This window comes from Desulfitobacterium sp., from assembly GCF_034927245.1.
In the GTDB taxonomy this organism is placed as follows: domain Bacteria; phylum Bacillota; class Desulfitobacteriia; order Desulfitobacteriales; family Desulfitobacteriaceae; genus Desulfitobacterium_A.
The window spans coordinates 87,566-112,708 of the sequence record NZ_JAYFQK010000024.1 but is presented as its reverse complement, the minus strand read 5'-3'; the positions used below and the strand labels follow the sequence as shown (position 1 = coordinate 112,708).

Genomic DNA, 25,143 nt, shown 5'->3' with positions numbered 1-25,143 from the left:
GAGGAGAGGAAAATAAATGAGTATTCGAATTTTAACAGACAGTACAAGCTATATAAATGAGGAGATACGAAAAGAGCTGGATATTAGAGTCGTACCCTTAGGTTTATCCTTTGGAAATGAAAGTTTCAAAGAAACGGAGATTGATAACGAAACCTTCTATGAAATGATGTCTCAAAAGGGAATTCCGACTTCTTCACAACCTTCTGTCGGGGATTTGGAAAATGAAATGCGAAGCATGGTCGAAAAGGGGATTCATCTTTGTTGTATTTTTTTGTCCTCGGAAATGAGCGGAACTTTTGCAACGGCTCAACTTGTTAAGAAGATGTTATTGGAAAAATACGAGAATGCAAAGATCGCAATTATTGATTCCAGATCCAACTGTATGCAGCTTGGCTTTTCGGTCATTCAAGCGGCCAGAGCTGCAAAAGAGGGAATGAATTTGGAGCAGGTCATGAATTCGGCACTTCAGAATATAAAAAGAAGTCGATTCTTATTTATACCTGCTAATTTGAATTACCTTAAAAAGGGCGGACGAATCGGCGGAGCGGGCGCCTTGCTGGGCAATCTATTTAAAATTATTCCGATATTGACGGTAGAAGATGGAAAAACTTCTGTTTTAATGAAGGTGAGGACAAAAGGACTCGCTTTGCGTACGATGGTGGATGAGGCTGTGAAAGACATTACCCAGCACGGTTTGGGTGAGATTGTTGTTCACCATATTAATTGTAAGCATGAAGCGAAGGAACTGGCAGAGGCGATTAAAGAAAAGCTTAAAGTCAATATTGACATTATGGATATAGGTCCTGTTATCGGACTTCATGTTGGTCCCGGAGCACTCGGAATTGCTTATTATACACAACAAGATATGCGATGAAAGGCAGGAAAACAGATGATTTCGACAAATATGCAAGAGCAGGTCAAGAACAGTTCAATTATTCGGGCTATGTTTGAGGAAGGGAAACGACTGGCAAAAATATACGGGGCCGAAAATGTCTACGACTTCAGTCTGGGAAACCCCAGTGTTGAACCTCCTGAAGAAGTAAGAAAGGCAATAATAGAGATTGTTAATCAGGAAAACGCAATCAGTATTCATGGATATATGAATAACTCCGGATATGAAGATGTAAGGACGGCAATTGCCGCGTCAATTAACAATAAATTCGGGACTGATTTTACTCACAATAATATTGTGATGACTGTCGGGGCGGCAGGCGGCTTAAATGTCATTTTTAAAACGCTGTTAAACCCCCAGGATGAGGTTATTGTTTTCGCTCCCTTTTTTGGAGAATACAGAAGCTATGTTAAAAATTATGAGGGTAAACTCATTGTTGTAGCGCCTAATATTGTTGACTTTCAGCCCAATCTGGCGGAATTTAAAGCGAAAATCACGCCTAAAACGAAGGCAGTCATTATTAATTCACCCAATAATCCAACCGGGGTTATTTATTCGGAAGAAACGATTACCAAGCTCTCAGAAATACTTAGGGAAAAGCAGAAGGAATTTGGAACAGAGATTTACATTATTTCTGATGAACCCTATCGCGAACTCGCATATGAACAGGCAGAAGTCCCCTACCTCACAAAATACTATGATAATACCATCGTCGGTTACTCTTTCAGTAAATCCTTATCACTGCCGGGAGAAAGAATAGGTTATCTTGTGATTCCTGATCAGGCTACAGATCACGAGGATATCATTGCAGCGGCAAATATTGCCACGCGTATCTTAGGTTTTGTTAACGCTCCGTCTTTATTCCAACGGGTTATAGCGAAGTGTTTGGATGCGAAGGTGGATTTAGAGACATATAACAGAAATCGTGAGCTGCTTTATAATGAGCTCTCAACGTATGGTTATGGATGTATTAAACCTGAAGGCGCTTTCTACCTGTTTGTTAAAACGCCGATCGAGGATGATATTGAATTTTGTAATTTGGCTAAAAAGAAAAATATACTTGTTGTACCGGGAACAGCCTTCTCCTGCCCCGGATATATGAGAATTGCCTATTGTGTTGCTTACGAAACGATTAAGAAATCATTGCCGGGCTTTAAGGCATTGATCGATGAGGTTAAGTAAGCTCGCAACTTATGTATAGGGTCGTGTAGCTTTTCGCACATCCGTTTACTCAGGTGCTCCGGGGCTTGCACACTTGCTTCCATGAGAGCTACGCCAAACCTCTGGGAAATACCTGATGTGAACCACTGGCTCCGCTACCCACGTAAGCATCGTGTGCTCTAACGCCCCTCCGCAAAATCGTGCACTCCTGTGCGTAAAGCTACGCTATTGGGTCTTTTGTGTATTTGTTATACCTCTAGAACACATAAGTAAAAGGGACTGTTGCATTTTGCAACCAGTCCCTTTTACTTATTTCAGCCAACTATCCACTAATTCACGATTATCGGCAATCCACTTCTTGGAGGCTTCCTCCGGTTTCATCCCTTCATTGATAAGACTTTCCAGAGTGCCGAGTTGTTGGTCGCTGAGTTTGAAGGATTTCAGCATATCGGCAACTTCCGGATTATTCTGGGTAAATTTCTTGTTGGCCAGAGTATGCAGCCTTTCCGCATCTCCATAAACCTTTTTGGGATCTTCGAGATATTTGAGATCATACTTTGTAAACATCCAGTGAGGATTCCAAGCGGTTACGGCAATCCATTCTTGATTACGGTAAGCTTTATCCAGAGAAGTCAGCATGGCAGCTTCCGAACTTTGAATGATTTCGTAATCTAAACCATACTCTTGAGCCGCTCGGTTTGAAGCTTTCATAATTCCGGAACCGGGATCGATCCCGATAATTTTACCCTTGAATTTATCTTTGTTCGTGTTCAATTCCTCGATGGAGTTAATATCGACGTATTTCGGAACGACAAGTCCGATCCTAGCTTCGCTCTCATACCAGATTCCATAGTCATCAAGATTATCTTTATATTTATCCCAGTAGGCTTGGATAGTAACCGGAAGCCAAGCATCCACGAAGATATCGATATCCCCTTGGTTTAATCCGACAAAGAGGGGTGCCAAGTCAAGGCTCGTGAGATTAACCGTGTATCCTTGTTCCTCAAGAATCACTTTCCAAAGATTGCTGACGGCTATATCTTCAGCCCAGTTAACATAACCGATGTTAACCGTTTTGTTCGCCCCGGCAGATGGGGATTCTTGTTGAGTTGGGTTAGTTCCACAACCGGATACCAGTCCGGCGGTGAGCAGAGCAACCAAAGCCCATATAAAGAGATGTTTCCATTGCTTTTTAAACAATTTCATTTAATCAGTCCTCCTTACGATCACGATTTGGTCGTTGCACCTCGTGAATTTCGAACCACTCCTTGGCTGAGACGGTCCAGAATCATAGCTAAAATAACGACAGCTAAACCATATTCGAAGCCCTTACCAATGTCCATCTGTGAAATTCCGGCAAGAACGCCGGCGCCTAATCCTTGAGCCCCGATCATCGCCGAAATAACGACCATCGAAAGAGAAAGCATCATTGTTTGGTTGATACCTGCCATGATTGTGGGAAGGGCCAAGGGAAGCTGTATTTTCCAGAGCATTTGCCGGGAATTGGAACCAAAGGCTTCTCCGACTTCGACGAGGTCTGCGGGGACTTGGCGAATTCCCAGATCTGTTAAGCGAATAACCGGGGGCATAGAGAAGATAACGGTTGCAAAGATTGCAGAAACGGTACCGAGGCTGAAGAACATCAGCGCCGGAATGAGATAGACAAAGGAGGGCATCGTTTGCATGAAATCCAATACCGGGGAGAGGATTTTGTGAAAGCGATCACTTCGTGCAGCCAAGATACCTAAGGGAATACCGATAATGAGGGATACAAGGGAAGCGATGATGACGAGAACGAGCGTATCAAGAAAGGGAGACCATAATTCCAGGTTGTGGATGAGCAAAAGCCCTACCGTTGTTCCCAGAGCAAGACGCCATCCTTTGGCGCGCCAGGCCAATAAGGCAAAGATAAGAATAACCACAAACCACGGAACCAATGCTAAGCCGTTACGTACTGATTCCGTGAAGACCGTTACGGATTTTGTGAAGGATTCAAACGCATTTCCGAAATGGTATAATAGCCAATCTACTCCATTATTAACCCACAATCCTAAGGGTAGACGATACATCATTAACTTCACCCCCCGTGTTGGCTAGTGCGGCAAGCACAGCCCCCCGTATAACAATACCGATTAGCCGTTGTTCTTCATCAATCACCGCTAAAGGAAACTTGCTCTTTGCAATAACAGGTATGATATCTCGCACAAGGACCGTTTCCTTATACATGGGTACCTTTACTAAATCAATATTATGAAGATCTTCGATATTTCCTTCGTGTGCTTTAAGGGCGAGATCAGCGGAAATAAGACCTTGTAAGTGTTTCGCCCGATCCACAACGAATACGCTTGAAATCCCGTTTTCCCTCATGAGCTGTAAGGCAACATTAGGCCCGTCACGCAGTTGCATGACAGGATGGGGGCGATTCATGACATCTTTCAAGGTTAAGATTTTACTGCGATCCACACCGCGGGCAAATTTCGCGACATAGTCATCTGCGGGATGCCCGATAATTTCTTCAGGTGTACCGACTTGAATAAGAGAACCGTCTCTGATGAAGGCAATACGATCACCGATTTTTAATGCTTCATTAAGATCATGGGTAATAAATACAATCGTTTTGTTCATTTTCTGCTGCAGATTAAGCAACTCATCCTGCATTTCTTCACGAATGAGAGGATCCAAGGCGCTAAAAGCCTCATCCATGAGCAGAATATCCGGATCATTGGCTAAAGCGCGAGCCAAGCCAACCCGTTGTTTCATTCCGCCGCTTAATTCATCGGGATAAGAATTTTCCCAACCGGCAAGCCCTACCATCTCAAGACACTGGAGTGCCCGCTTTTCACGTTCTGATTTGCTTACCCCTTGAACCTCTAAACCATAAACCGTGTTTTGCAAAACAGTTCGATGGGGTAAAAGGGCAAACTGCTGAAATACCATAGCCAATTTTTTTTGGCGCAGTTCCCTGAGTTCTTGGGCCTTAAGCCGGGTAATATCTTTCCCGTCAATGATCACTGAGCCTGAACTTGGTTCAATTAACCGATTTAGACAGCGAAGGATGGTTGACTTACCACTTCCTGATAGCCCCATAATAACAAAAATTTCACCTTCGTTAACCGTAAAATTCATATTATTGATGCCGACAGTAAGTCCGGTTTCTTTTAGAATTTGTTCCTTATTTAAGCCTTGATTAAGCAGCTGCAATGCTTTTTGGGGTTGAAAGCTAAAGATCTTGATTAAATTCTTTACTTCTATTTTTACTCCCATAGATAGAGACCTCCTCTCCATGAGTACAGAAAAGCACGTGGCAACTTAGATATAAATATAAAGTTGTTACTTATTCATTATACCCCTGATAGGTGTTACAGGTCAAAAGGGGATAGGTCTGATAATTCGGTCTCTCTCTTGAAAAAAAGGGAGCATAAGGGAATAGCATACAAAAAAGCAGATAATCCTAGCCCATACTGCCACACCTTTAACAAAAGGAAGGTTGTCACTGCACAGTCATACCTTCTCAATCGAAAGAGTTTGAAATTAAAAAGTTCTTTATCTTAATACGATATTGTTGTAAAATTATTACTTTAAGGATATTAGTTTAAAGGGGAAAACGAAAATGGAAATATTGCAAGTTAAAGGAAATACGTATATATTGGACACAGGTATGACCTATATTCCTTTTTATAAAATCAACAATGAAGAAATAATTTTATTAGATACCGGGTGGAGAAAAGAGAGAGAAGGAATTGTGGACCTTCTCATGGAAAATAACTTCAAAGTATCGGGCATCATTAATTCCCATGCTCATGTTGATCATGTCGGAAATAATAAATATTTCAGAGAAAGATATAAATGCGCGATAGCTATGGGGGATATGGAAGCCTATATTTGTCGTTCAGCGGTTAATCTTAAAACTTACTATAGCAATGCAAGCTATACAGACATAAAAGAACATTATAACCATATGGTTTGTGAAACAGATATTCGGATTCAGAATAACCAAGACAGGATCAATATGTGTGGTATAGAATTTAGGATTCTTCATACACCGGGGCATAGCCCGGCCCATATTTGTACTATTACTCCCGACAATGTGGCTTATATCGGTGATGCTCTTATTAGTTACGAGGTTATGTGGGGGGCTAAAATGCCTTACGCTTTTATTCTCAGTGAGGATTTAAAAAGTAAGGAAAAACTTTACACATTGGAATGCAGCCAATATATAGTGGCCCACAAAGGGGTTTATAGTGATCAGGAAATAACCAAACTGATTGCGGATAATATAAAATTTTATAAGAGCAGAGCGGCGGGTGTTTATTCCGTCATTAAGAATAAGATAACCCTAGAAGAGATTATTAAAGCAGCTTGTAAAAAGTTTAATATTAGTATTAAAACCGTATGGAAGTATGCCATGATCGAAAGAATGGTAAGGTCTTATGTTGAATATTTGACTGAAATAGGGAGTATTAAGCTGGACTCTACCGATGGATTCTTAAAATATTATAAAGTCATGGACAATAAGGGTAATGTATGCTAAAGAAATATTAAATCGTATTGGGGGAGGGGTATTGAGTGAGGAAAAGTCTGAATACACTGTATTTTAGTGCGACAGGTACAACTCAAAAGATCGTAGTCGAATTAGCACAGAAAATCCTAGATCCAAGAGAACCGGCAAATTCTATTCAACATTTCGATTTTACATTACCAGGAGCAAGAAAAAATCCGGTATCCTTTGAGAAAGACGACATTGTCATTGTCGGAGTTCCGGTTTATGCCGGAAGAGTGCCCAATGTGCTATTAAAGTATTTAAATTCAATTAAAGGCAACGGGGCCTTAGCGATCGCCATTGTTGTCTATGGGAATAGAAATTATGATGATGCTTTAATCGAGTTAAAAGATATTTTAGAATTTGACGGTTTTAAAGTTATGGCCGCAGGTGCATTCATTGGTGAGCATGCCTTTTCGAAAACACTTGCTCAAGGCAGACCGGATGAAAAAGATCGGCAGATTGTTGATGAATTTGCGAAGTTAATCTCTACGAAAATAACATCTTCCGATGAAATAACCGGGGTTAAAGTTCCTGGCAATAAGCCTTATCGAAATTACTATATGCCTAAAGATAATCAGGGCAACCCTGTTGATATCAGAAAGGTTACGCCGAAAACGAATACGAATTGTACAGATTGCAAAATTTGTGCTGAGGTTTGTCCGATGGGATCCATTGATTATGAAGATGTTACCCAGCTCAAAGGAATTTGTATTAAATGCGGAGCATGTGTTAAAAAATGTCCGGTTCAGGCGAAGTATTATGATGACCCCGGTTATTTAAAGCATAAGTTGGAATTAGAAATAGAGTGTGCAAAGCGCTGCGAGCCGGAACTATTCATCTAAGACGATCGTTTTAGGGCGTTATAGTATGCCCAGATGTTCAAGCAGGATTTTTATCCCCATACCGATCAAAATGATACCGCCTGCAAGCTCGGCCTTGGATTTAAATTTTGTTCCGAATCCATTCCCGATTTTAACGCCAACAAAAGAAAATAAAAAGGTTGTAATACCAATAATCGTAACTGCCGAAAAAATATGAACTTGTAAAAAGGCAAAAGTAACACCAACAGCTAAAGCATCAATGCTCGTTGCAACGGAAAGTATGACCATACTTTTAAGGTTGAAGGAATCGTCAACTTCTTCAGATTCATCCCTTGATTCGCGGATCATATTTAACCCTATAACGGACAGCAGGAAAAATGCAATCCAGTGGTCAAGAGTGGTAATGCTTTCTTTAAATTGGGTACCGAGAAAATACCCAATGACAGGCATCAAGGCCTGAAATATACCAAAGTAGAGACCGACAATGACAGCGTGTTTGTAGCTCATCCGCTTAAGGGATAATCCTTTACTGATAGAAACAGCAAAAGCGTCCATTGATAATCCAATCGCAATCGTCAATAATTCAAAAAAACCCATTCTTCTATCCAAACTCCTTTTTTACCCATATGCTATTAATGAGTTTACCCAATAAGAAAAGACTCAAGTCCAGCTTAAGCTACACTTGAGTCTTTGATTTTTCGGCAAAGGCACATGCATAGCAGAACCTGCTACACATGAGTCTCATTCATTAAGGTAAGCCAGACCAGAAACGGCCAGTATGTTGACTTACCACACGGCAAATGCGTGCAAACTACTCCCTCATGGAAGTTCGATCATAAATTCATATCACTAATTATATCATACAATTTAGCGCAGGGGATTAACACGCTCGTAATTTTTCGCAAAGCGTAACGCTAAATCCTTGGCGACAGCATCAAATTCGTCTTTATTGGCCCACGTATTTCGTGGGTTAAGAATTTCACTCGGAACCCCCTCGACATGGTCAGGCACGAATAATCCAAATATCGGGTCTGCGCTGAAATTTGCCCGCTCGATTGAGCCATTGAGTGCCGCGGTAATCATTGCCCGCGTATAGGCTAACTTAATGCGCTTACCTGTACCATATGAACCGCCGGACCAACCTGTATTCACAAGGTATACTTTGGTATCATACTTTGCAATTCTTTCGCCGAGCATCTCTGCATAAATTCGAGGTTCAAGCGGAAGGAAGGGGGCGCCAAAACATGTTGAAAAAGTTGCCATAGGTTCAGTAATACCGCGCTCTGTGCCCGCAAGTTTTGAAGTATAGCCTGAAAGAAAATGATACATGGCTTGCTCTTTCGATAACTCCGAAATGGGGGGCAGTACCCCGAAAGCATCGGCAGTTAAGAAAAAGATAACTTTGGGATGTCCCGCTGTACCGGGAATAACCGCATTATCTATATGTTCAATAGGATATGCGGCACGGGTGTTTTCGGTTAGTGTTTTATCGGTATAATCAGCCTGATGAGTCTCCGGGTTGAGAATTACATTTTCCAGTACCGTCCCAAAGCGAATCGCCTTCCAAATTTGAGGTTCTTTTTCTTCGGAGAGATCGATGCATTTGGCATAACATCCGCCTTCAATATTGAAAACTCCATCCTCACACCAACCATGTTCATCATCACCGATTAAGCGCCGTGCAGGGTCCGCTGAGAGTGTTGTTTTGCCTGTACCGGATAATCCAAAGAAAAGAGCAACATCTCCTTTTGTTCCGATATTGGCGGAGCAATGCATGGAGAGGGTGTTTTGAAGAGGAAGATAATAATTCAGGACGCTGAAGATGGATTTCTTCATTTCCCCTGCATATTGAGTTCCCCCGATTAAAATAACACGCTTCTCAAAAGAACAGATGATAAAGGCCTCTGAATGGGTGCCATCAATTTGCGGATTCGCTTTAAATCCGGGGACCGCAATGATTGTAAAACCCGGCTTATGTTTTTTTAAATCCTTTTCGCTCGGCCGAATAAAAAGCTGATGAACGAAGAGATTTTGCCAAGCATATTCATTGATAACCCGAATCGGTAAACGATATTTCTCATGAGCACCGGCGAATCCATCAAATATAAAGAGTTCACGTTCTTTTAGGTAGACTTGAACTTGCTCGTAGAGACTTTCAAAACGTTCGGAAGAAATAGGGCGATTTACTGAACCCCATGCAATCTTATTATGTACGGACGGTTCATCGACAATAAATTTATCCTTCGGCGAACGGCCCGTATATTTTCCTGTGCTGACACGAAATGCTCCTGTCGAAGAGAGAATGCCCTCTCCGCGTGCGAGCGCTGTTTCGACTAATTCAGAAACGGATAAGTTATAATGTATTTCATTGGATGCAAAGGTTTCGCTTACCCCGATTGGCTGAGCGCTGCTGTTCATAAAATATTCTGCTCCTTTTTGAAGTTTAGTGAATATTGTATACGCCCTATTATAGCAACACATTGAGGGATAAGTACATACTTTTGGTAAAAAAAGTTTTATTTATTACTCATAATAGGTTAAATCCTGTGTTTAATGAACTTGATTAGTTCATTAATAACGACGGGAATGAGGGCAAAGGCTATAACCATAAGCCAATCCCTTCCTGAAAGCCATTGAAGCTTAAAGGCATTCGCCAGAGCAGGGATGGAGATTATCCCTAACTGCAAGACTAAACCGGTGATAATCGCCCCAATTAGATATTTATTAGTAAAAAGGCCAATGCTCAAGATTGATTTACGATCATTACGCATGCTTAAGGCGTAGAAGAGCTGAGAAGCGGCTAGAACAACGAAAGCCATCGTACGGGCATAAATTAAGACCTCATCCGGGATATTCCGGGAACTTAAACTAAAACCGTATTCACTCAGGCCAAAGTAAAAGGCAATCAAGGTCAGAAGACCGATCAGCGTTCCTCCCGTGATCGCTCGTTTTCCGGCACCCTGTGCAAAAAAGCCTTCTTTCGGGTCACGCGGTTTCGCTTTCATAATATCTTTATCACCGGGATCAACCCCCAAGGCAATAGCAGGGAGCGTGTCAGTCAGCAAGTTAATCCATAGAATTTGGGTGGGCAGGAGAGGAACAGGCCAGAAGAAGAGAACGGAAAGAAAAATTGCGATAATTTCACCCAAATTACAGGAAAAAAGGAAAATGACTGATTTCTTAATATTGCTATAGATATTCCTTCCTTCTCTAATGGCATGAACAATCGTGGCAAAATTATCATCGGTTAAGATCATATCACTGGCACCCTTGGCAACATCAGTACCGGTAATTCCCATAGCTACTCCGATATCCGCGGTTTTAAGGGAAGGAGCATCATTGACCCCATCCCCCGTCATTGAAACGATATTTCCCTGAGCCTTAAAGGCCTTAACGATTTTCACCTTGTGTTCGGGGGATACTCGGGCAAATACACGATAATTATTGATGCGACGGGCAAATTCTTCATCGGAGAAGGAGTTAATTTCAGCACCGGTTAAGGCTTGATCAAGGGAGTCGGCAATGCCTAATTCTTTGGCAATCGCTGCAGCAGTATTTTTATGGTCGCCTGTAATCATCACAGGTGTAATTCCTGCATCCTTTGCTTCTTTAATAGAGTCTTTGACCTCTAAACGAGGCGGGTCAATCATTCCGACGAGTCCGAGAACCGTTAAATCCTGTTCCATCTCCTCCGGCGCCGGTAATCGATCTGTATCTCTAAAGGCTGCGCCAAGGACCCGCAAAGCATGATCAGACATTTCTTCGGCGATCATTAAGAATTGATTTTTAATCTCCTCAGTTAAAGGGACGATTTCCCCTTGGATTAAAGCATATTTGGAGATTTTCAGAAGATTATCGATTGCTCCCTTCGTATGGACGCGATATCCTTTTCCTTCTTCATTAAGTGTTGACATGAGTTTGCGGTCCGAGTCGAAGGGGTTTTCCCCTACGCGTTTATATTCGGCAGACAATATTTGTTTAGATAATTTGTAGCGATCCCCGAGAACCACAAGGGCAATTTCAGTGGGATCGCCTGTCCCTTGCCCATTTTCATAAGTTGCATCAGAACATAAAACTAAAGTTTTCAGCAATTCTTGAGTATCCTTGTCAAGCGAAGATGGGGAATCTTCGGCAGGAACATCTTTAAGATTACCGAAAGTGTAATGCTTGACAACGGTCATTTTGTTTTGGGTCAGTGTTCCGGTTTTATCGGAACAGATGATATTAACAGAACCTAATGTCTCAACTGCAGGGAGTTTCTTAACGATGGCATTGATTTTGGACATTCTCGTTACGCCTAGGGCTAGGACAATCGCCACAATGGCCGGAAGGCCTTCGGGAATGGCAGCGACGGCTAAACTGATCGCGGTTAAGAACATTTCAAATAAATCACGTTTTTGAATGAAACCAATGGTAAACATGATAAGACAGATGGCGATAGCGAGATATCCTAAAATGCGGCCGAGTTCATCAAGCCTTTTTTGAAGGGGGGTCATTTCCTCAAGATCTTCATCGAGTATCTTAGCGATTTTGCCCATTTCGGTATTCATGGCTGTCGCAACGACAACCCCTTCACCCCGACCGTTGGTCACCAGTGTAGACATAAAGGCCATATTAGACCTATCCCCAAGGGGAGTTTGCGGATCTTCATGCAAAGCGTTAGCTTCTTTTTCAGAGGGTACGGATTCCCCGGTTAAAGCGGATTCCTCGATTTGCAGATTAGCGCTTTCGATGAGTCTCAGATCAGCCGGTATGTAGCGGCCGGCATCGAGAACAACAATATCCCCGGGGACGATTTCTTCGGAGCGGGTTTCCTTCACCTTTCCGTCGCGTCGAACCAGTGAACGCGGTGTTGCCATTTGCTGCAGGGCTTCAATCGCTTTTTCGGCTTTATATTCCTGGAGGACTCCGATCACCGCATTTAATATAACGACAAAGAGAATGATGAGGGTATCGGCATATTCGCCGATAATCAAGGTAATGATGGATGCCCCAAGCAAAACATAAATGAGCATATCTTTGAATTGCCCAAAGAATAAGGAAAGCAGGCTTTTCTTTGTTTTTCCCCGAAGCTTGTTTTCACCGTATTTTTGCAGCCTTGCTTGAGCTTCCGATGAAGTAAGCCCTAGGACGGGGTTAACGTTAAGTTCTTTAAGAGCTTCTTCTTGGGATTTGGCGAACCACATCTGCAATCACCTCTCAGTTATTGTATTCTTGGAGATCTTTAGTATAATTATTGTACCTCATTATTACAGCGCATTTTGTTATACTTATCAGAATATATAAGTTTTTATCGGTTGATAGTATAAGTGCAACCAGCGGCTTTCGCTCTCGCTAAGGCAACAAGTGCGTCAGTCCATACTATGGACTGACGTGGCGAAAGCCGGGTTTTCTATATTTCGTGGTAGCTCTAAAAATAGTATGATATAATATAAGAATTATTAATTATGTATTTCATAAATTTAAAAGAGGTTAATACATCATGAGTAAGGTCTATACATTTGAAGCGGAAATTAAGAAAGTGCCGGATATTGACGGTGCATATGTCGAAATTCCCTTTGATGTTAAGGCAGAATTCGGTAAAGGGCGAGTACCTGTTATAGCGACGTTTGATGGTGAAGTATATGAGGGAAGCCTTGTTAAGATGAAAACGCCTTGCCATATTATCGGAATTCGCAAAGATATTCGAGCAAAGATCGGTAAGCAGCCCGGGGATCGAATCAAGGTAACTCTTCAAGTGAGAGAAAAGTAAAAGTGTAAGGTGAAAGGACATCATGATTAACTTTAAAAACGTAGAATTAAATGACAAAGAATGGATACAGCCGCTGCTGGTTAAGGCTGACTTGAGCGGCTGCCATCAGAACTTTACCAATATATTTGCCTGGGCAGAAACATATAAGTACCGGGTAGCCAAGGTTAATGATTTCCTAGTGGTCAAAAGTGGCCATATTGTCGATGAACCGGCTTATTTCTGGCCTGCGGGTTCCGGAGATGTCAGGGCTGTTTTAGAGGTGATAAAACAAGATGCCGAGGACTGCGGGCATGATTTAATTTTAGCGGGTTTATCCCCTGAGAATATGGCTGAGCTGCGAATTTTATATCCCGACGGCTTTGAGTACCAGGAAAATCGCGACAGTTTTGATTATGTTTATTTACTCGATAAGCTCATTACTCTTTCAGGTAATAAACTTCACTCCAAACGAAATCATATTAATCGTTTTAAAGAAAATCCGGATTGGAGCTTTGAGCCGATCACGTTAGAGAACTTAGCCGAATGCTGGGAAATGAATAAAGCATGGTGTAAAGCCAACCGATACGAAGAGGATGAACAGCTTGTTGAAGAATTATGCGCTGTGCGCCGATGCTTTAACAATTTTATATCCTTGGGCCTAGAGGGCGGACTTCTGCGCTTAGATGGCAGAATCATTGCCTTTACGATGGGAGATAAGCTTAACTCAAATACTTATGATATACATATTGAAAAAGCCTTTGGTGAGATACAAGGAGCATATCAGATGATTAACCGTGAGTTCGCGGTTCTTATCAAAGAAAGACACCCCGAAATCATTTATGTTAATCGTGAGGAAGATATGGGTTACGAAGGGCTGAGGAAAGCGAAGTTATCTTACCATCCCGTTAAAATGGAGGAAAAGTTTTGGGCGAAATTCATCCACTGACTGAAATCAGACCGGCTCATAACGGTGAGGTTATCCGTCAAAAGGAAATATGGAAGCTTTGCTTTGGAGATGCAGATACGTTTATTGACTTTTATTTTGAGAACCGCTACAAGGCAGAAAATACAATCGTATTGCTTGATAAAGGCAAAATTTCGGCGATGTTGACTCAGATTCCGATCCGGGTGGTAACTCCTGAGCAACGAAGCTTGAATTCTGCAATGTTTTATGCAATTGCAACACACCCTCAAGACCGGCACAGGGGCTTTGCTACCCAAATTATTGAGTTCAGCAATGCGTATCTGAGTAAAGCTGATAAAGAACTTTCTGTTCTTGTCCCGGCGGAAAAGCCGCTTTTTGAATTTTATCATAAATTGGGCTATCAGGAGGGCTTCTATATTCGTGAAACTCTTCTTCAGGCTAAGGAAATTGATCATATGGCTGATCAAAGAAGCTGCTCCTGTAAAATTACACCGATCATCCCGAAAAAGTATAATCAACGGCGCGATCAACAGCTTAAGGGAAATCTCTACGTGGCCTATGAAGAGGATGAAATTGTTTATCAGAAGAAGATTTCTCAATTGTCGGGGGCCGATATTTACGCAATGGACAGTGGCGAAGTCCGGGGCTGTGCGGCGATCGAACGTTTGAGTTCAGATAAAGTACTGGTTAAAGAATTGCTGATTGCTGATCAACTTCTGCCCTCTGCCCTCCAAGCGATTGCTTTATGCTTGCCCGCCCAGGAATATATTGTACGTACACCTATATTTAGAGGAAAGAATTTAGGCGGTTCAGTTCATCCCTTTGGGATGTTTTGGACGTGCCGAAATAATAAGAGCGAATTTAGACCTGAAGCAAGCGGTTATCTTGGTTTGGCGTTTGATTAGGAGGATGAAGGATGAGTATGAAATTTATTAAAAGAATACCAACGTATGAAGAGGTTTTAACGCGGATACCTTTGCCAAAACATCTTGAGAAGATTAAGCAGAAACGAGACCAAGAAATTAGAAATATCTTAACGAACCAAGATGATCGTTTTCTTCTGATTATCGGTCCGTGTTCGGCAGACAACGAAGATTCAGTGTGCGAATATATCAGCAAGTTGGCAGTTATCCAAGAAAAGGTAAAGAAAGAGGTTCTAATCATTCCCAGAATTTATACGAATAAACCTCGCACGACAGGGGAGGGCTATAAGGGGATGATGCATCAGCCTGATCCGGAAAAAGGACCGGATTTATATGAAGGAATTAAGGCCATTCGTAATTTACATTTAAGAGCCTTAGCCGAATCCCATATGCCTGCGGCCGATGAAATGCTTTACCCCGAAAATTATAGTTATCTGGCGGATGTCTTAGGATATATTGCAATAGGTGCACGTTCTGTTGAAAATCAACAACATCGGCTGACGGTTAGCGGCGTAGATACACCCGTCGGCATGAAAAATCCGACGAGCGGGGACTTATCTGTTATGTTAAACTCGATCTTCGCTGCCCAACATGGTCACACTTACATCTATAATGGCTGGGAAGTAAAATCTACGGGCAATCCGTTTACACATGCTATTTTAAGAGGAGCAGTTGATCGGAATGGGAGAAATATTCCTAATTATCATTACGAAAATTTAATTTATCTGGCCAAAGAATACGAAAAACAAGAGCTAAAAAACCCGGCAATCATTGTGGATACCAATCATGCTAATTCCATGAAATGTTATTATGAGCAGCCGAGAATTGCCAGGGAGGTTCTGATGAGCAGAAAGTATGATACGAAGCTTCAGCAGATGGTCAAGGGCTTAATGATTGAGAGTTACCTTGTCGAAGGAAGCCAGGGTATCGGTGAAAATATCTATGGGAAATCTATTACAGATGCCTGTTTAGGTTGGGAGGACACGGAAAAGCTTATCGATTACATTGCCGAGAATAAATAAGGAGTTAAATATGACCTGTGTGAAAGATGACACTGAATCTTTTACACAGGTCGTTTAGCGTTTCGAGGTCTATAGAATAATTTACAAAGTGTTGAAAATACCCTAGAATTGGGTATATAGCGATTATTTGAAAGAATGGTGAGGATTAAGAGTGCAAGAATATATTAAAAAAGTTGTGGTTACCCTTTTGGTGATTCTCGCTTTTATTTTAGTTCCCTTATTTTTCTATTATATATTCCCTCATTTTTTACCCTTTATCTTTGCATTTCTTATGGCGATTCTTTTGGAACCCTTTAATTTATGGTTGATGAAGAAATTGAAAATTAAATGGTCGCTAGCGGCAAATATTTCTTATTTTCTTTTCTTAGGCGTAATCGCCCTCCTCACTTATGTCCTTTCAACAAAAATTATTCAAGAAACGTATGACTTAATCAAATATATTCAAAGGAATATTCCACAAATCCAAAATTGGATTTCTGATATGTTTCAGCAGATCAATAATTTTAGCCTTTTCCTTCCTCCCGGAATGGAAACACAGATTGAACAGATTTATTCTAATTTAATGGGTCAATTATCGAACTTGAACCTCATTTCTAACTTAGGAACCTATACCTTTAACATAACGGCAGCGATCCCGAACTTTTTTATCATGCTGATTATCTTTTTTGTGGCCCTTTATATGATAAGCTTGGATCTTAATAAAATTAAGAGTGCTTTTTTCTCATTATTTAAGGATAGCACAAGACAAAAAGTAGAAGTTGTTCTCACTGACTTACGTAATGCTACGATTGGCTTTCTACAAGCTCAGGTCATTTTAAGTTCGATTACCTATGTGGTGAGTTTATGTGGGCTGCTTATTCTACATGTACGTTATTCGGCAGCTATAGCGCTTCTGATTATTATGGTAGATATTTTACCGGTTTTAGGGACTGGCACTGTACTTGTCCCGTGGGGACTGTTTTCGATTGTTCGGGGAAAAATATTTCTTGGGGTTGGATTGATTGTTTTATACCTTGTGATTACCGTTTTGCGCCGTGCTATCGAACCAAAGATTCTGGGAGAGAGAATTGGCTTGAATGCATTAGCAACGCTCATTAGTATTTGGGTCGGCTTCAAAGTCATGGGTATAGCCGGAATTATCCTTTTCCCGTTGCTGCTTATTTTCTATAATGCATTGGTCAAGGCTAATGTGATTCATTTCAAGTTAAAAATCTAATGAAGTAAAATAAATTCAAATATGAGTAAGGGACAGATTCAATCATTTTATTAAAAATTGATGAATCTGTCCCTTTGTTTTACTTAGGAAGCGTGTTTTTTTACAGAAGTAGTTAAAGAAATTTTACACATACCCTATATCCATTGGAGACAAGCAAAAATGCATGACAAAATTATTTTACTTGTAAAAAATATTTGACGACCTGCTTACATGCTTATTATTTAAATAATCCATCTTGTGTAAGAAAAGGATATATAAGGATTAAACTTGTACAGACAAGTACTTGTCTGATAACCGTAAATGCTAATTTGAATAAAAACCTCAAATAGGAAAAGAATATTATTGGCATAGAAATTGCTTATATAAAAGGCGTAAATGATTCCAAGTTTTAATATCATCACAAGATAAGGGGGAACGGAAAAGAACGAATCAAAGCCTGTCAAATCCACTTAATTAAGGGGGAACTAAGTCTTGGAAAAGAAAAAAATGAAAATTGATCATGTCATCTTTTGGCCGCCATTATTACTAATATCTATTCTTTGCGCATTAATCATTAAGGATCCTAAGAGAGCGAACGAGATATCGAATAGCGCCCTGAGCTGGACCACAGACAAACTGGGGTGGGCTTTTGAATGGTATGTCGTTATTCTTTTCTTGATTGCTATGTATCTTATCTTCGGCAAGTTAAAAGATAAGAAGTTTGGCGAGGGCGAACCGGAATTTAAAACGAGTACATGGTTGGGAATGATCTTTACTTCAACCTCAAGTGCAGCCCTTATCTATTGGGCAACCATTGAATGGTTCTATTACATGCAATCCCCGCCTTTTGGGGCTCAGCCATTTTCGGTTGAAGCGGCACAGTGGGCGTCCTGTTACGGTATGTACCACTGGGGACTTATTCCAACTGCAATGTACGTTGTTGTAGGTGTGGCGATTGGTTATAACTTCTTTGTTAAAAAAAGAGATGTTGTCAAACCCAGTAGTGTGTGCGGAATTTTAGGCAAGCATAAGGACGGACTTACAGGTAAGATTATCGATATTCTTTATATCGTCGGAATGGTTGCGGGAGTAGGAACATCGTTAGGTTTAGGAACTCCTCTTGTAGCCGAACTGCTTTCTAAGATTTTTGGAGTTCAACATACGTTATCCCTTGATGGTTGGATTCTCATTGCTTGGATTGTTTTATTCTCGACAAGCGTCTATTTGGGATTACAGAAAGGGATTAAAGTTCTCAGCGATATCAGGGTTTATTTAGCTTTTGGAGTCATTATATTTGTCGCCGTGTTTGGTCCTACGGCATTCATTCTCAACGGTTTTACAGATGCCCTTGGAACGATGCTCCATAATATTACCCGAATGACTCTCTACACTGATCCTTATGGAAAATCAGGGTTCCCGCAAGGCTGGACGATTTTCTATTGGGCTTGGTTCCTGAACTGTGTTATTACCTACTCCATCTATCTTGTACGGATTTCCAAAGGGAGAACGGTTCGCCAATTTGCTTCGGCGGTATTGGGAGCTATTGTTCTGGGAGAAATGGTTTTCTTCGCTGTATTTACTAATCATGCGATGTATGTACATTATCAAGGACTATTGGATATTGGCAAGATCATGGAACAATCGGGTGCGGCTCGGGCGATTGTTGAGATTTGGGCTACCCTTCCCTTAAGTACAGTGGTTTTACCGGTTCTTCTTCTTTACGCCTTCATTTCTACAGCCACATTCATTAACGGTGTCGCTTATACTTTGGCGATGGTTACGACCAAAGGAATCACAGAGAATGATGAACCCTCAAGATTAAATCGGGTGGTATGGGCGGTGCTTCTTGGAACATTAGCAATATCGCTTCTCATGTTAGGAGGACTTAAGCCTTTACAAACGGCCTCAGTATTAGGCGGCTTACCGATGATGATTGTTTGTATTATTATCCCGATTTCCTTCTTTAAAGAAGTGAATAAAACCGGCTGGGTAATGAAAGCACCATCAAATAAAGATGCTGAATAATTGCGGCTAAAAGTAAATTTAAGATATTGGAGGATAATTTGATGGATTTTAGACTTAATGACGAGCAGGAATTATTAGTTAAGGGAATTAGTGAGCTAATGGCGAGGGAAAATTGGGAAAGTTATTTTGCAGAATGTGATGCCAACAGCCGGTATCCGGAAAGATTTGTCAAGGAATTGGCGGATCTCGGCATCGACAGTCTTTTATTGCCTGAAGAATATGACGGTTTTAATGCAGGTGCGGTAGCTGTGGCAGCTGCCTGGGAGGAACTCGGCAGATTGGGTGCACCGACCTATGTTCTGTATCAGCTGACCGGATTTAATACGATCTTGAAGTATGGAACCGAAGAGCAAATCAAGAAGATTATGGCTTTACACGGGACCGGCAAGCAAATGTGGAATTCCGCGATTACGGAACCCGGCGCGGGATCGGATGTCGGCAGTCTGCAAACGACGTATGTCCGCAAAGACGGCAAAGTCTATTTAAATGGGCATAAAACCTTTATCACGAGTTCGGCCTATGTTCCTTACTTGGTGGTTATGTCCAAAGATGCCGAAACCGGTACAAAGTATACAGAGTGGTTTGTGGATATGAGCAAACCCGGTATTAAAAAAGAAAAGCTTACGAAGCTGGGTTTGAAGATGGATAGCTGCTGTGAAATCTATTTTGATAATGTCGAATTAGAAGAAAAGGATATGTTCGGGACAGAAGGCAACGGTTTTAACCGGGTCAAGGAAGAATTTGATTTTGAACGCTTCCTGGTCGCCTGCTGCAATTACGGCACAGCTTTCTGCGCTTTCGAAGACGCGGCTAAATATGCCAACCAAAGAGAGCAATTTGGCCAAAAAATTGGAAGGTATCAATTGATTCAAGAGAAGTTTTGCAATATGTCCATTAAGCTGACCAATATGCGGAATATGATCTATGAAACCGCCTGGAAGTATGATAACGGACAGAGAATAACCGGTAATGCGGCGATGTGTAAATATTATTGCGCCAATGCAGCTTTTGAAGTCGTCGATGATGCGATGCAGGTCTTAGGCGGGTATGGCGTTGCAGGCGATCATCGCATCTGTCGGTTCTGGCGGGATCTTCGTGTGGATAGAGTCTCCGGAGGAACCGATGAAATGCAGATTCTTACCGCCGGCAGAGAGGCGCTCAAAAAGTATAGATAATTATTAAAAGCAAGCGAACGAGAGGGGGCTGCAACAAATTATGTCTAAAGGAAACAAAATACCGGCTTTCGGTAACTTACAGGGACTAAAAGTCGTTTACGCTGCAGTTGAAATTGCTGCTCCGGAGTCAGCTCAGTTGATGGCAGAATGGGGCGCAGATGTTACCTGGATTGAAAATACGTTTAACGGGGATTCGATGAGGGACACGGCGTATGTCAAAGAACTTGAACGTCGGAATCAACGGAGCTTATCCCTGAACATCTTCAAAGAAGAAGGAAAAGAAGTATTTTTAAAGCTTATTGAGACAGCCGATATTTTCATCGAATCCAGTAAAGGGCCTGTTTACGAAAAGCGAGGCCTTACGGATGAATTGTTGTGGGAACACAATAAATCCCTGGTTATCGTCCATGTTTCCGGATATGGCCAGTATGGGGTACAGGAAAGAATAAACCGGGCGGCATACGACCAAACAGCCCAGGCCTTTAGTGGATATTTATGTCAGAATGGGGCAGAAGAACAACCTATGATCGCTGCTCCGTATACCGGTGATTATATGTCTGCACTGATGGTAGCTAGCTCATCTTTGGCTGCGCTTTATAAAGCTCAGAAAACAGGCGTGGGAGAGAGCATAGATGTTGCCATGTATGAAGTCATGCTTCGCATGGGGGCCTATTATATGATGGATTACCTCAACGCAGGAATAACCTATCCCCGTGCAGGTGCCAGACAGCAGAACTTATGTGGGATCGGGGTCTATAAATGTAAAGATGGCTTCCTTAGTCTCTGTCTTTATGGGGCTCCTCAGAACAAGGCAATTCTTGAAAAGATTGGACTGGGTTATCTTTGGGGGACGGATGAATATCCGGAAGGGACAACCGCACTTTGGCTTAATAGTCCCAAAGCAGACCTTATCCAACAAAAAATTGAGGAATACCTTTTGACAAAGTCTGTTGACGAAGTAGAAGAGGACTTTTCAAATTGCAAAATTGCGGCCAATAAAATGCTCACTTTTGAGGAATTGCCTAAGCATCCCCATTTCTTGGCGCGTGAAGCGTTTATTGAATGGGAAACGATTGAGGGCAAAAAAGTCAAAGGCCCCAATATCTTCCCTAAATTTAAAAACAATCCGGGTCAAATCTGGCGTCCGATGCCCACGCTGGGAATGGATACCGAAGATATCTTAAGTGATTTAGGTTATTCAAGCGAGCGCATACAGGAACTCAGTGACAAAGGCATTATCAAAAAAGCCGAGAGCAAATAAAGCATCAGTCTAATAGGGATGAGGTGTAGGATCGAGCGTATAAATGCACCTCATCCCTGAACTAAGAACGAATTATTAATGACTAAGCGGTTAAGGGGTGGAAAGATGAGAGTAATCACATGTTGTAAGGCGGTGCCTGAAGCACAGGATATTGTCGTTACCAAAGACAGACAGATATCTATTGAAAAAGCGGAATGGAAATTCGGTCAATATGATCTTAATGCCGTTGAAGCGGGAAAACAAATTGTCGAGGCTGTAGGGGGCCAATTATCCGGTTTGTGCGCCGGGGGTAAAATCCTGGATAATTCAAAACTCAGAAAAGATATTCTTTCCAGAGGTCTTGATGACCTATATGTGGTGATGGATGAAAAGATGGAACAGGCAGACACCTATCAGTCGGCTAAAGTTTTGGAAGCTGCCATTCAAAAAATGGGGGACTTTGATCTGGTTTTGTGCGGAGCAGGTTCATCTGATTTGTATGCCCAGCAGGTTGGGAACCAGTTAGGCGAATTACTGGGCCTGCCGGTAGTCAATGCTGTCAATAAAATTACGCCTGAGGGAGACAAAATCATTGTTGAACGCACGGTGGAAAATGCAATTCAAGTCCTGGAAATCTCCTTACCGGCGGTCTTCTCTGTTACATCTGAAATAAATGTTCCCCGGATTGCAGGGATGAAAGATATTATTGCGGCCAATAAGAAATCGGTGAGCAAATTTACCCTGTCCGAGATCAATGCGGATAATCTGCCAAACAGCAGCAGTGAGATATTGAGTACGATGGCACCTGAGCAAGTAGATCGGCGGTTAAATATCCTCGAAGGTGAATCCGACGAAGTTATCGATGCGTTTGTGAAACTGCTTAGTGCTGAATTGAAGTAATCGGAAAAAGAGGTGAAAATTTATGACTGTAAATAATATATGGGTAATAACGGATGATCAAAACGCTGTCGGGGAGCTCTGCGACGGAGGACGCCAACTTGGCAAGCAGGTGTCTGTTATCTTATTTAGTGATCAGAATCGAGCGCAAGAAGCTATTTCCTCAGGGGCTGACCAAGTCTATTTGTTTGGACAGGCCGGGGAATCGGTAATGATTGAAGATTACTCAAAATCGATTGCGGAATTGCTGCGTGCCGAAAAGGCGGATTTAGTTCTGGTCTATTCATCTATACGCGGTAAACTGATCGCCGGACGGATTGCAACTCAATTAGGAATAAGTGTATTGTCGAATGTTTCAGAGCTCACTGTAGACGATGGCAGCATTATTGTGAAACACATGGTTTACGGCGGTGCGGCGATACGAACTGAAAAAGCCTTGACAGATACAGTTGTTGTAACTGTAGGATCAGGTGTGTTTGAAGCAATGCCTAAGGATGCGGCAAGACAGGGTAAGGTGAACGAAATTAATCCTAATGTCGACAATGCCGGAATTCGTATTCTGGAAACTCGCCCCAAGCAGGGTGAATTAGTTAATCTAAGTGCTGCCAAACGAGTTGTCGGTGTCGGAAGGGGTTTTGCAGCGCAAGAAGATCTGAAAATGGCTGAAGAGTTTACAGCTTTAGTCGGAGCTGAGATGGCGTGCAGCCGACCCATCGCCGAAGGTGAGAAGTGGATGAGCAAGGAGCGCTATGTAGGAGTATCCGGTGTTGTTTTGAAGCCTGATATTTATATCGCCCTGGGTATATCCGGCCAAATTCAGCACATGGTAGGGGTAAACCATGCCAAAACACTGGTAGCGATTAACAAGGATAAAAATGCACCAATTTTCAAACAGGTTGATATCGGTCTGGTTGGGGATCTGTATAAGGTTTTGCCGAAAATCGCCGAGAAAATTAAGGCACAGAACTAGAGGTTTTTAAATATCCAGAGGCTGATTGGTAGGGGTGAAAGTATTGGACGAGGAAAAATTTGACGTGATTGTCGTAGGGGGAGGTCTTGCCGGCTCAACTGCGGCTTATATTCTGGCCCAGCAGGGCTTGGAAGTTCTCCTGATTGAAAGAGGGAATTACGCGGGTTCTAAAAATATGACCGGAGGCCGTCTCTATGCTCATAGCTTAGAAAAAATAATTCCCAACTTTGCTGAAGAAGCACCGGTAGAAAGAAAAGTTGTCAATGAGCGGATCAGCATGATGACTGAAAAAGATGCGGTAACGATGAGTTATCATTCTCCCCGCTTGGCTGAGACAGGCAGTGATTCTTATGTGGTGTTGCGTGGTAAGTTTGACCGTTGGCTCTTTGACAAGGCTGAAGAGGCGGGAGCAATGGTTACGGCGGGTATTAAAGTAGACCAATTAATGGTGGAAGATAATCGGGTCACAGGTGTTATCTGCGGCGGTGAGGAAATGAAGGCCGACGTTGTAATTCTGGCGGATGGGGTGAATTCTTTATTAGCCGAAAAAGCCGGTTTAAGAAAAAGAGTTCAGCCTTCTCATGTTGCCGTGGGTGCCAAGGAAACCTATGAACTGCCGGCAAAGGTTATTGAGGATCGGTTTAGCTTAACGGGGGATGAAGGAACCGCATGGTTATTTGCAGGCTCCCCCAGCAGCGGACAAGTTGGCGGAGGCTTCCTGTACACCAATAAGGAAAGCATCTCGATTGGTTTGGTTCTGGGTCTTGAGCATATAACGGAAAGCGGGAAAACCCTAGAGGAAATGATGGTCGGCTTTACTAACCATCCCGAAATAGCTCCTTTAATCAAGGACGGCAAGCTGCTTGAAAGAAGCGGCCACGTTGTCCCAGAGGCAGGCTTGTCGATGGTATCCACCTTGTATGGTGATGGATTTCTGATTTGCGGCGATGCGGCAGGCTTTTGTCTGAATATCGGTTATATGGTAAGAGGGATGGATCTGGCGATTACCTCCGGAGAGTTGGCGGCAAAGGCCGTCCTCAAGGCTAAAGAAAAGGGCGATTTTAGTTCTTCCTCTCTTCAAAGCTACAAGGAGATGCTGGATAACAGCTTCATCATGAATGATCTTTCAGTTTATAAGAATTTCCCTGCCTTCATGGATAATCCACGAATTTTCAACCAATATCCAAGTATGTTATCCGGTATTATGGCAGATATGTTTATTATTGACGGCAAGCCTGCACTGCCATTACGGAAAAAGGCGATGAAGCATTTAAAGGCTGTCGGTCTATTAAATCTGGCCAAGGACGCACTGAACGGGGTGAAATCTGTATGAGTATGACCATTGAGGAAAAATTGGGAGTTAATAAGTTTTTTGTAGATGAAGGGAATGCCCATATCGAGATAGACCCTTCCTATCCTGATTTGAAGGAGAAGATGAAGCTTGTCATCGCTTGCCCGGCCGGCTTGTACAAGCTCAATGAAAATGAAACCTTATCTTTTGATTATGCCGGCTGTTTAGAATGCGGTACGTGCCGAATTTTATGCTTGGGCACAGTTGTTAAGAAGTGGGAGTTTCCTGAAAGTACAATGGGTGTTGAGTTCCGATATGGTTAAGGGGCGCAG

22 protein-coding genes are annotated in these 25,143 nt (G+C 42.1%); 16 read left to right on the top strand and 6 right to left on the bottom strand.

Going from position 1 to position 25,143, the window contains the following annotated elements:
- Positions 1 to 16: 16 nt before the first annotated feature.
- Positions 17 to 874 (top strand): DegV family protein, encoded by an 858-nt coding sequence (locus tag VB077_RS07300; protein ID WP_323414564.1) that lies wholly within the window; start codon positions 17 to 19, stop codon positions 872 to 874.
- A 15-nt stretch (positions 875 to 889) separates the two neighbouring features.
- On the top strand, positions 890 to 2,074 hold the full coding sequence (locus VB077_RS07295) for a pyridoxal phosphate-dependent aminotransferase (protein ID WP_323414563.1): 1,185 nt from the start codon (positions 890 to 892) through the stop codon (positions 2,072 to 2,074).
- A 288-nt stretch (positions 2,075 to 2,362) separates the two neighbouring features.
- On the opposite strand, the gene VB077_RS07290 is transcribed toward VB077_RS07295, so the two are convergent.
- Genes VB077_RS07290 through VB077_RS07280 form a run of 3 tightly spaced genes read right to left on the bottom strand, consistent with a single transcriptional unit; the run spans position 2,363 to position 5,317 of the window.
- Complete coding sequence (locus tag VB077_RS07290) at positions 2,363 to 3,259, bottom strand: glycine betaine ABC transporter substrate-binding protein (RefSeq protein WP_323414562.1); 897 nt, start codon at positions 3,257 to 3,259, stop codon at positions 2,363 to 2,365.
- 20 nt (positions 3,260 to 3,279) lie between these two features.
- Positions 3,280 to 4,122: a proline/glycine betaine ABC transporter permease gene (locus tag VB077_RS07285; RefSeq protein WP_323414578.1), complete on the bottom strand. Its 843-nt coding sequence runs from the start codon at positions 4,120 to 4,122 to the stop codon at positions 3,280 to 3,282.
- Entirely contained in the window at positions 4,091 to 5,317 is a 1,227-nt protein-coding gene (locus VB077_RS07280; RefSeq protein ID WP_323414561.1) for a glycine betaine/L-proline ABC transporter ATP-binding protein, read from the bottom strand. The genes VB077_RS07285 and VB077_RS07280 overlap by 32 nt, the downstream gene beginning before the upstream one ends.
- A gap of 346 nt (positions 5,318 to 5,663) precedes the next feature.
- On the opposite strand from VB077_RS07280, the gene VB077_RS07275 reads away from it, so the two are divergent.
- A complete protein-coding gene (locus tag VB077_RS07275; RefSeq protein ID WP_323414560.1) occupies positions 5,664 to 6,584 on the top strand; it encodes an MBL fold metallo-hydrolase in 921 nt (306 codons plus the stop codon).
- Positions 6,585 to 6,619: 35 nt separating this feature from the next.
- A complete protein-coding gene (locus VB077_RS07270) occupies positions 6,620 to 7,438 on the top strand; it encodes an EFR1 family ferrodoxin (RefSeq protein WP_323414559.1) in 819 nt (272 codons plus the stop codon).
- Between the two features lie 18 nt (positions 7,439 to 7,456).
- On the opposite strand, the gene VB077_RS07265 is transcribed toward VB077_RS07270, so the two are convergent.
- The 3 genes from VB077_RS07265 to VB077_RS07255 all read right to left on the bottom strand — a co-directional run bounded on the left by VB077_RS07265 (position 7,457) and on the right by VB077_RS07255 (position 12,603).
- Entirely contained in the window at positions 7,457 to 8,014 is a 558-nt protein-coding gene (locus VB077_RS07265) for a manganese efflux pump MntP family protein (RefSeq protein WP_323414558.1), read from the bottom strand.
- Between the two features lie 270 nt (positions 8,015 to 8,284).
- Positions 8,285 to 9,835 (bottom strand): phosphoenolpyruvate carboxykinase (ATP), encoded by a 1,551-nt coding sequence (gene pckA, locus VB077_RS07260; protein ID WP_323414557.1) that lies wholly within the window; start codon positions 9,833 to 9,835, stop codon positions 8,285 to 8,287.
- A gap of 119 nt (positions 9,836 to 9,954) precedes the next feature.
- Positions 9,955 to 12,603, bottom strand: coding sequence for a cation-translocating P-type ATPase (locus VB077_RS07255; RefSeq protein ID WP_323414556.1), 2,649 nt, complete (start codon positions 12,601 to 12,603; stop codon positions 9,955 to 9,957).
- Positions 12,604 to 12,899: 296 nt separating this feature from the next.
- Between VB077_RS07255 and VB077_RS07250 the strand changes: the two genes are divergently transcribed.
- The 12 genes from VB077_RS07250 (at position 12,900) to VB077_RS07195 (ending at position 25,134) form a co-directional block, all read left to right on the top strand.
- Positions 12,900 to 13,169, top strand: coding sequence for a DUF1905 domain-containing protein (locus VB077_RS07250; protein WP_323414555.1), 270 nt, complete (start codon positions 12,900 to 12,902; stop codon positions 13,167 to 13,169).
- A gap of 22 nt (positions 13,170 to 13,191) precedes the next feature.
- Positions 13,192 to 14,094: a DUF2156 domain-containing protein gene (locus tag VB077_RS07245; RefSeq protein ID WP_323414554.1), complete on the top strand. Its 903-nt coding sequence runs from the start codon at positions 13,192 to 13,194 to the stop codon at positions 14,092 to 14,094.
- Positions 14,073 to 14,978, top strand: a complete 906-nt coding sequence (locus tag VB077_RS07240) for a GNAT family N-acetyltransferase (RefSeq protein ID WP_323414553.1) — start codon at positions 14,073 to 14,075, stop codon at positions 14,976 to 14,978. Before VB077_RS07245 ends, VB077_RS07240 begins: the two co-directional genes overlap by 22 nt.
- Before the next feature lie 11 nt (positions 14,979 to 14,989).
- On the top strand, positions 14,990 to 16,018 hold the full coding sequence (locus VB077_RS07235) for a 3-deoxy-7-phosphoheptulonate synthase (protein WP_323414552.1): 1,029 nt from the start codon (positions 14,990 to 14,992) through the stop codon (positions 16,016 to 16,018).
- A gap of 151 nt (positions 16,019 to 16,169) precedes the next feature.
- Positions 16,170 to 17,234, top strand: a complete 1,065-nt coding sequence (gene ytvI, locus VB077_RS07230; RefSeq protein ID WP_323414551.1) for a sporulation integral membrane protein YtvI — start codon at positions 16,170 to 16,172, stop codon at positions 17,232 to 17,234.
- A gap of 471 nt (positions 17,235 to 17,705) precedes the next feature.
- Positions 17,706 to 19,238 (top strand): L-carnitine/gamma-butyrobetaine antiporter, encoded by a 1,533-nt coding sequence (caiT, locus tag VB077_RS07225; RefSeq protein WP_323414550.1) that lies wholly within the window; start codon positions 17,706 to 17,708, stop codon positions 19,236 to 19,238.
- 41 nt (positions 19,239 to 19,279) lie between these two features.
- Positions 19,280 to 20,413, top strand: a complete 1,134-nt coding sequence (caiA, locus tag VB077_RS07220; RefSeq protein WP_323414549.1) for a crotonobetainyl-CoA dehydrogenase — start codon at positions 19,280 to 19,282, stop codon at positions 20,411 to 20,413.
- 40 nt (positions 20,414 to 20,453) lie between these two features.
- A complete protein-coding gene (gene caiB, locus VB077_RS07215) occupies positions 20,454 to 21,674 on the top strand; it encodes an L-carnitine CoA-transferase (protein WP_323414548.1) in 1,221 nt (406 codons plus the stop codon).
- A 105-nt stretch (positions 21,675 to 21,779) separates the two neighbouring features.
- Positions 21,780 to 22,553, top strand: a complete 774-nt coding sequence (locus VB077_RS07210) for an electron transfer flavoprotein (RefSeq protein ID WP_323414547.1) — start codon at positions 21,780 to 21,782, stop codon at positions 22,551 to 22,553.
- Positions 22,554 to 22,575: 22 nt separating this feature from the next.
- On the top strand, positions 22,576 to 23,520 hold the full coding sequence (locus VB077_RS07205; protein ID WP_323414546.1) for an electron transfer flavoprotein subunit alpha/FixB family protein: 945 nt from the start codon (positions 22,576 to 22,578) through the stop codon (positions 23,518 to 23,520).
- A gap of 43 nt (positions 23,521 to 23,563) precedes the next feature.
- On the top strand, positions 23,564 to 24,853 hold the full coding sequence (locus VB077_RS07200) for an FAD-dependent oxidoreductase (protein ID WP_323414545.1): 1,290 nt from the start codon (positions 23,564 to 23,566) through the stop codon (positions 24,851 to 24,853).
- Positions 24,850 to 25,134 (top strand): ferredoxin family protein, encoded by a 285-nt coding sequence (locus tag VB077_RS07195; protein ID WP_323414544.1) that lies wholly within the window; start codon positions 24,850 to 24,852, stop codon positions 25,132 to 25,134. The genes VB077_RS07200 and VB077_RS07195 overlap by 4 nt, the downstream gene beginning before the upstream one ends.
- Positions 25,135 to 25,143 lie beyond the last annotated feature (9 nt).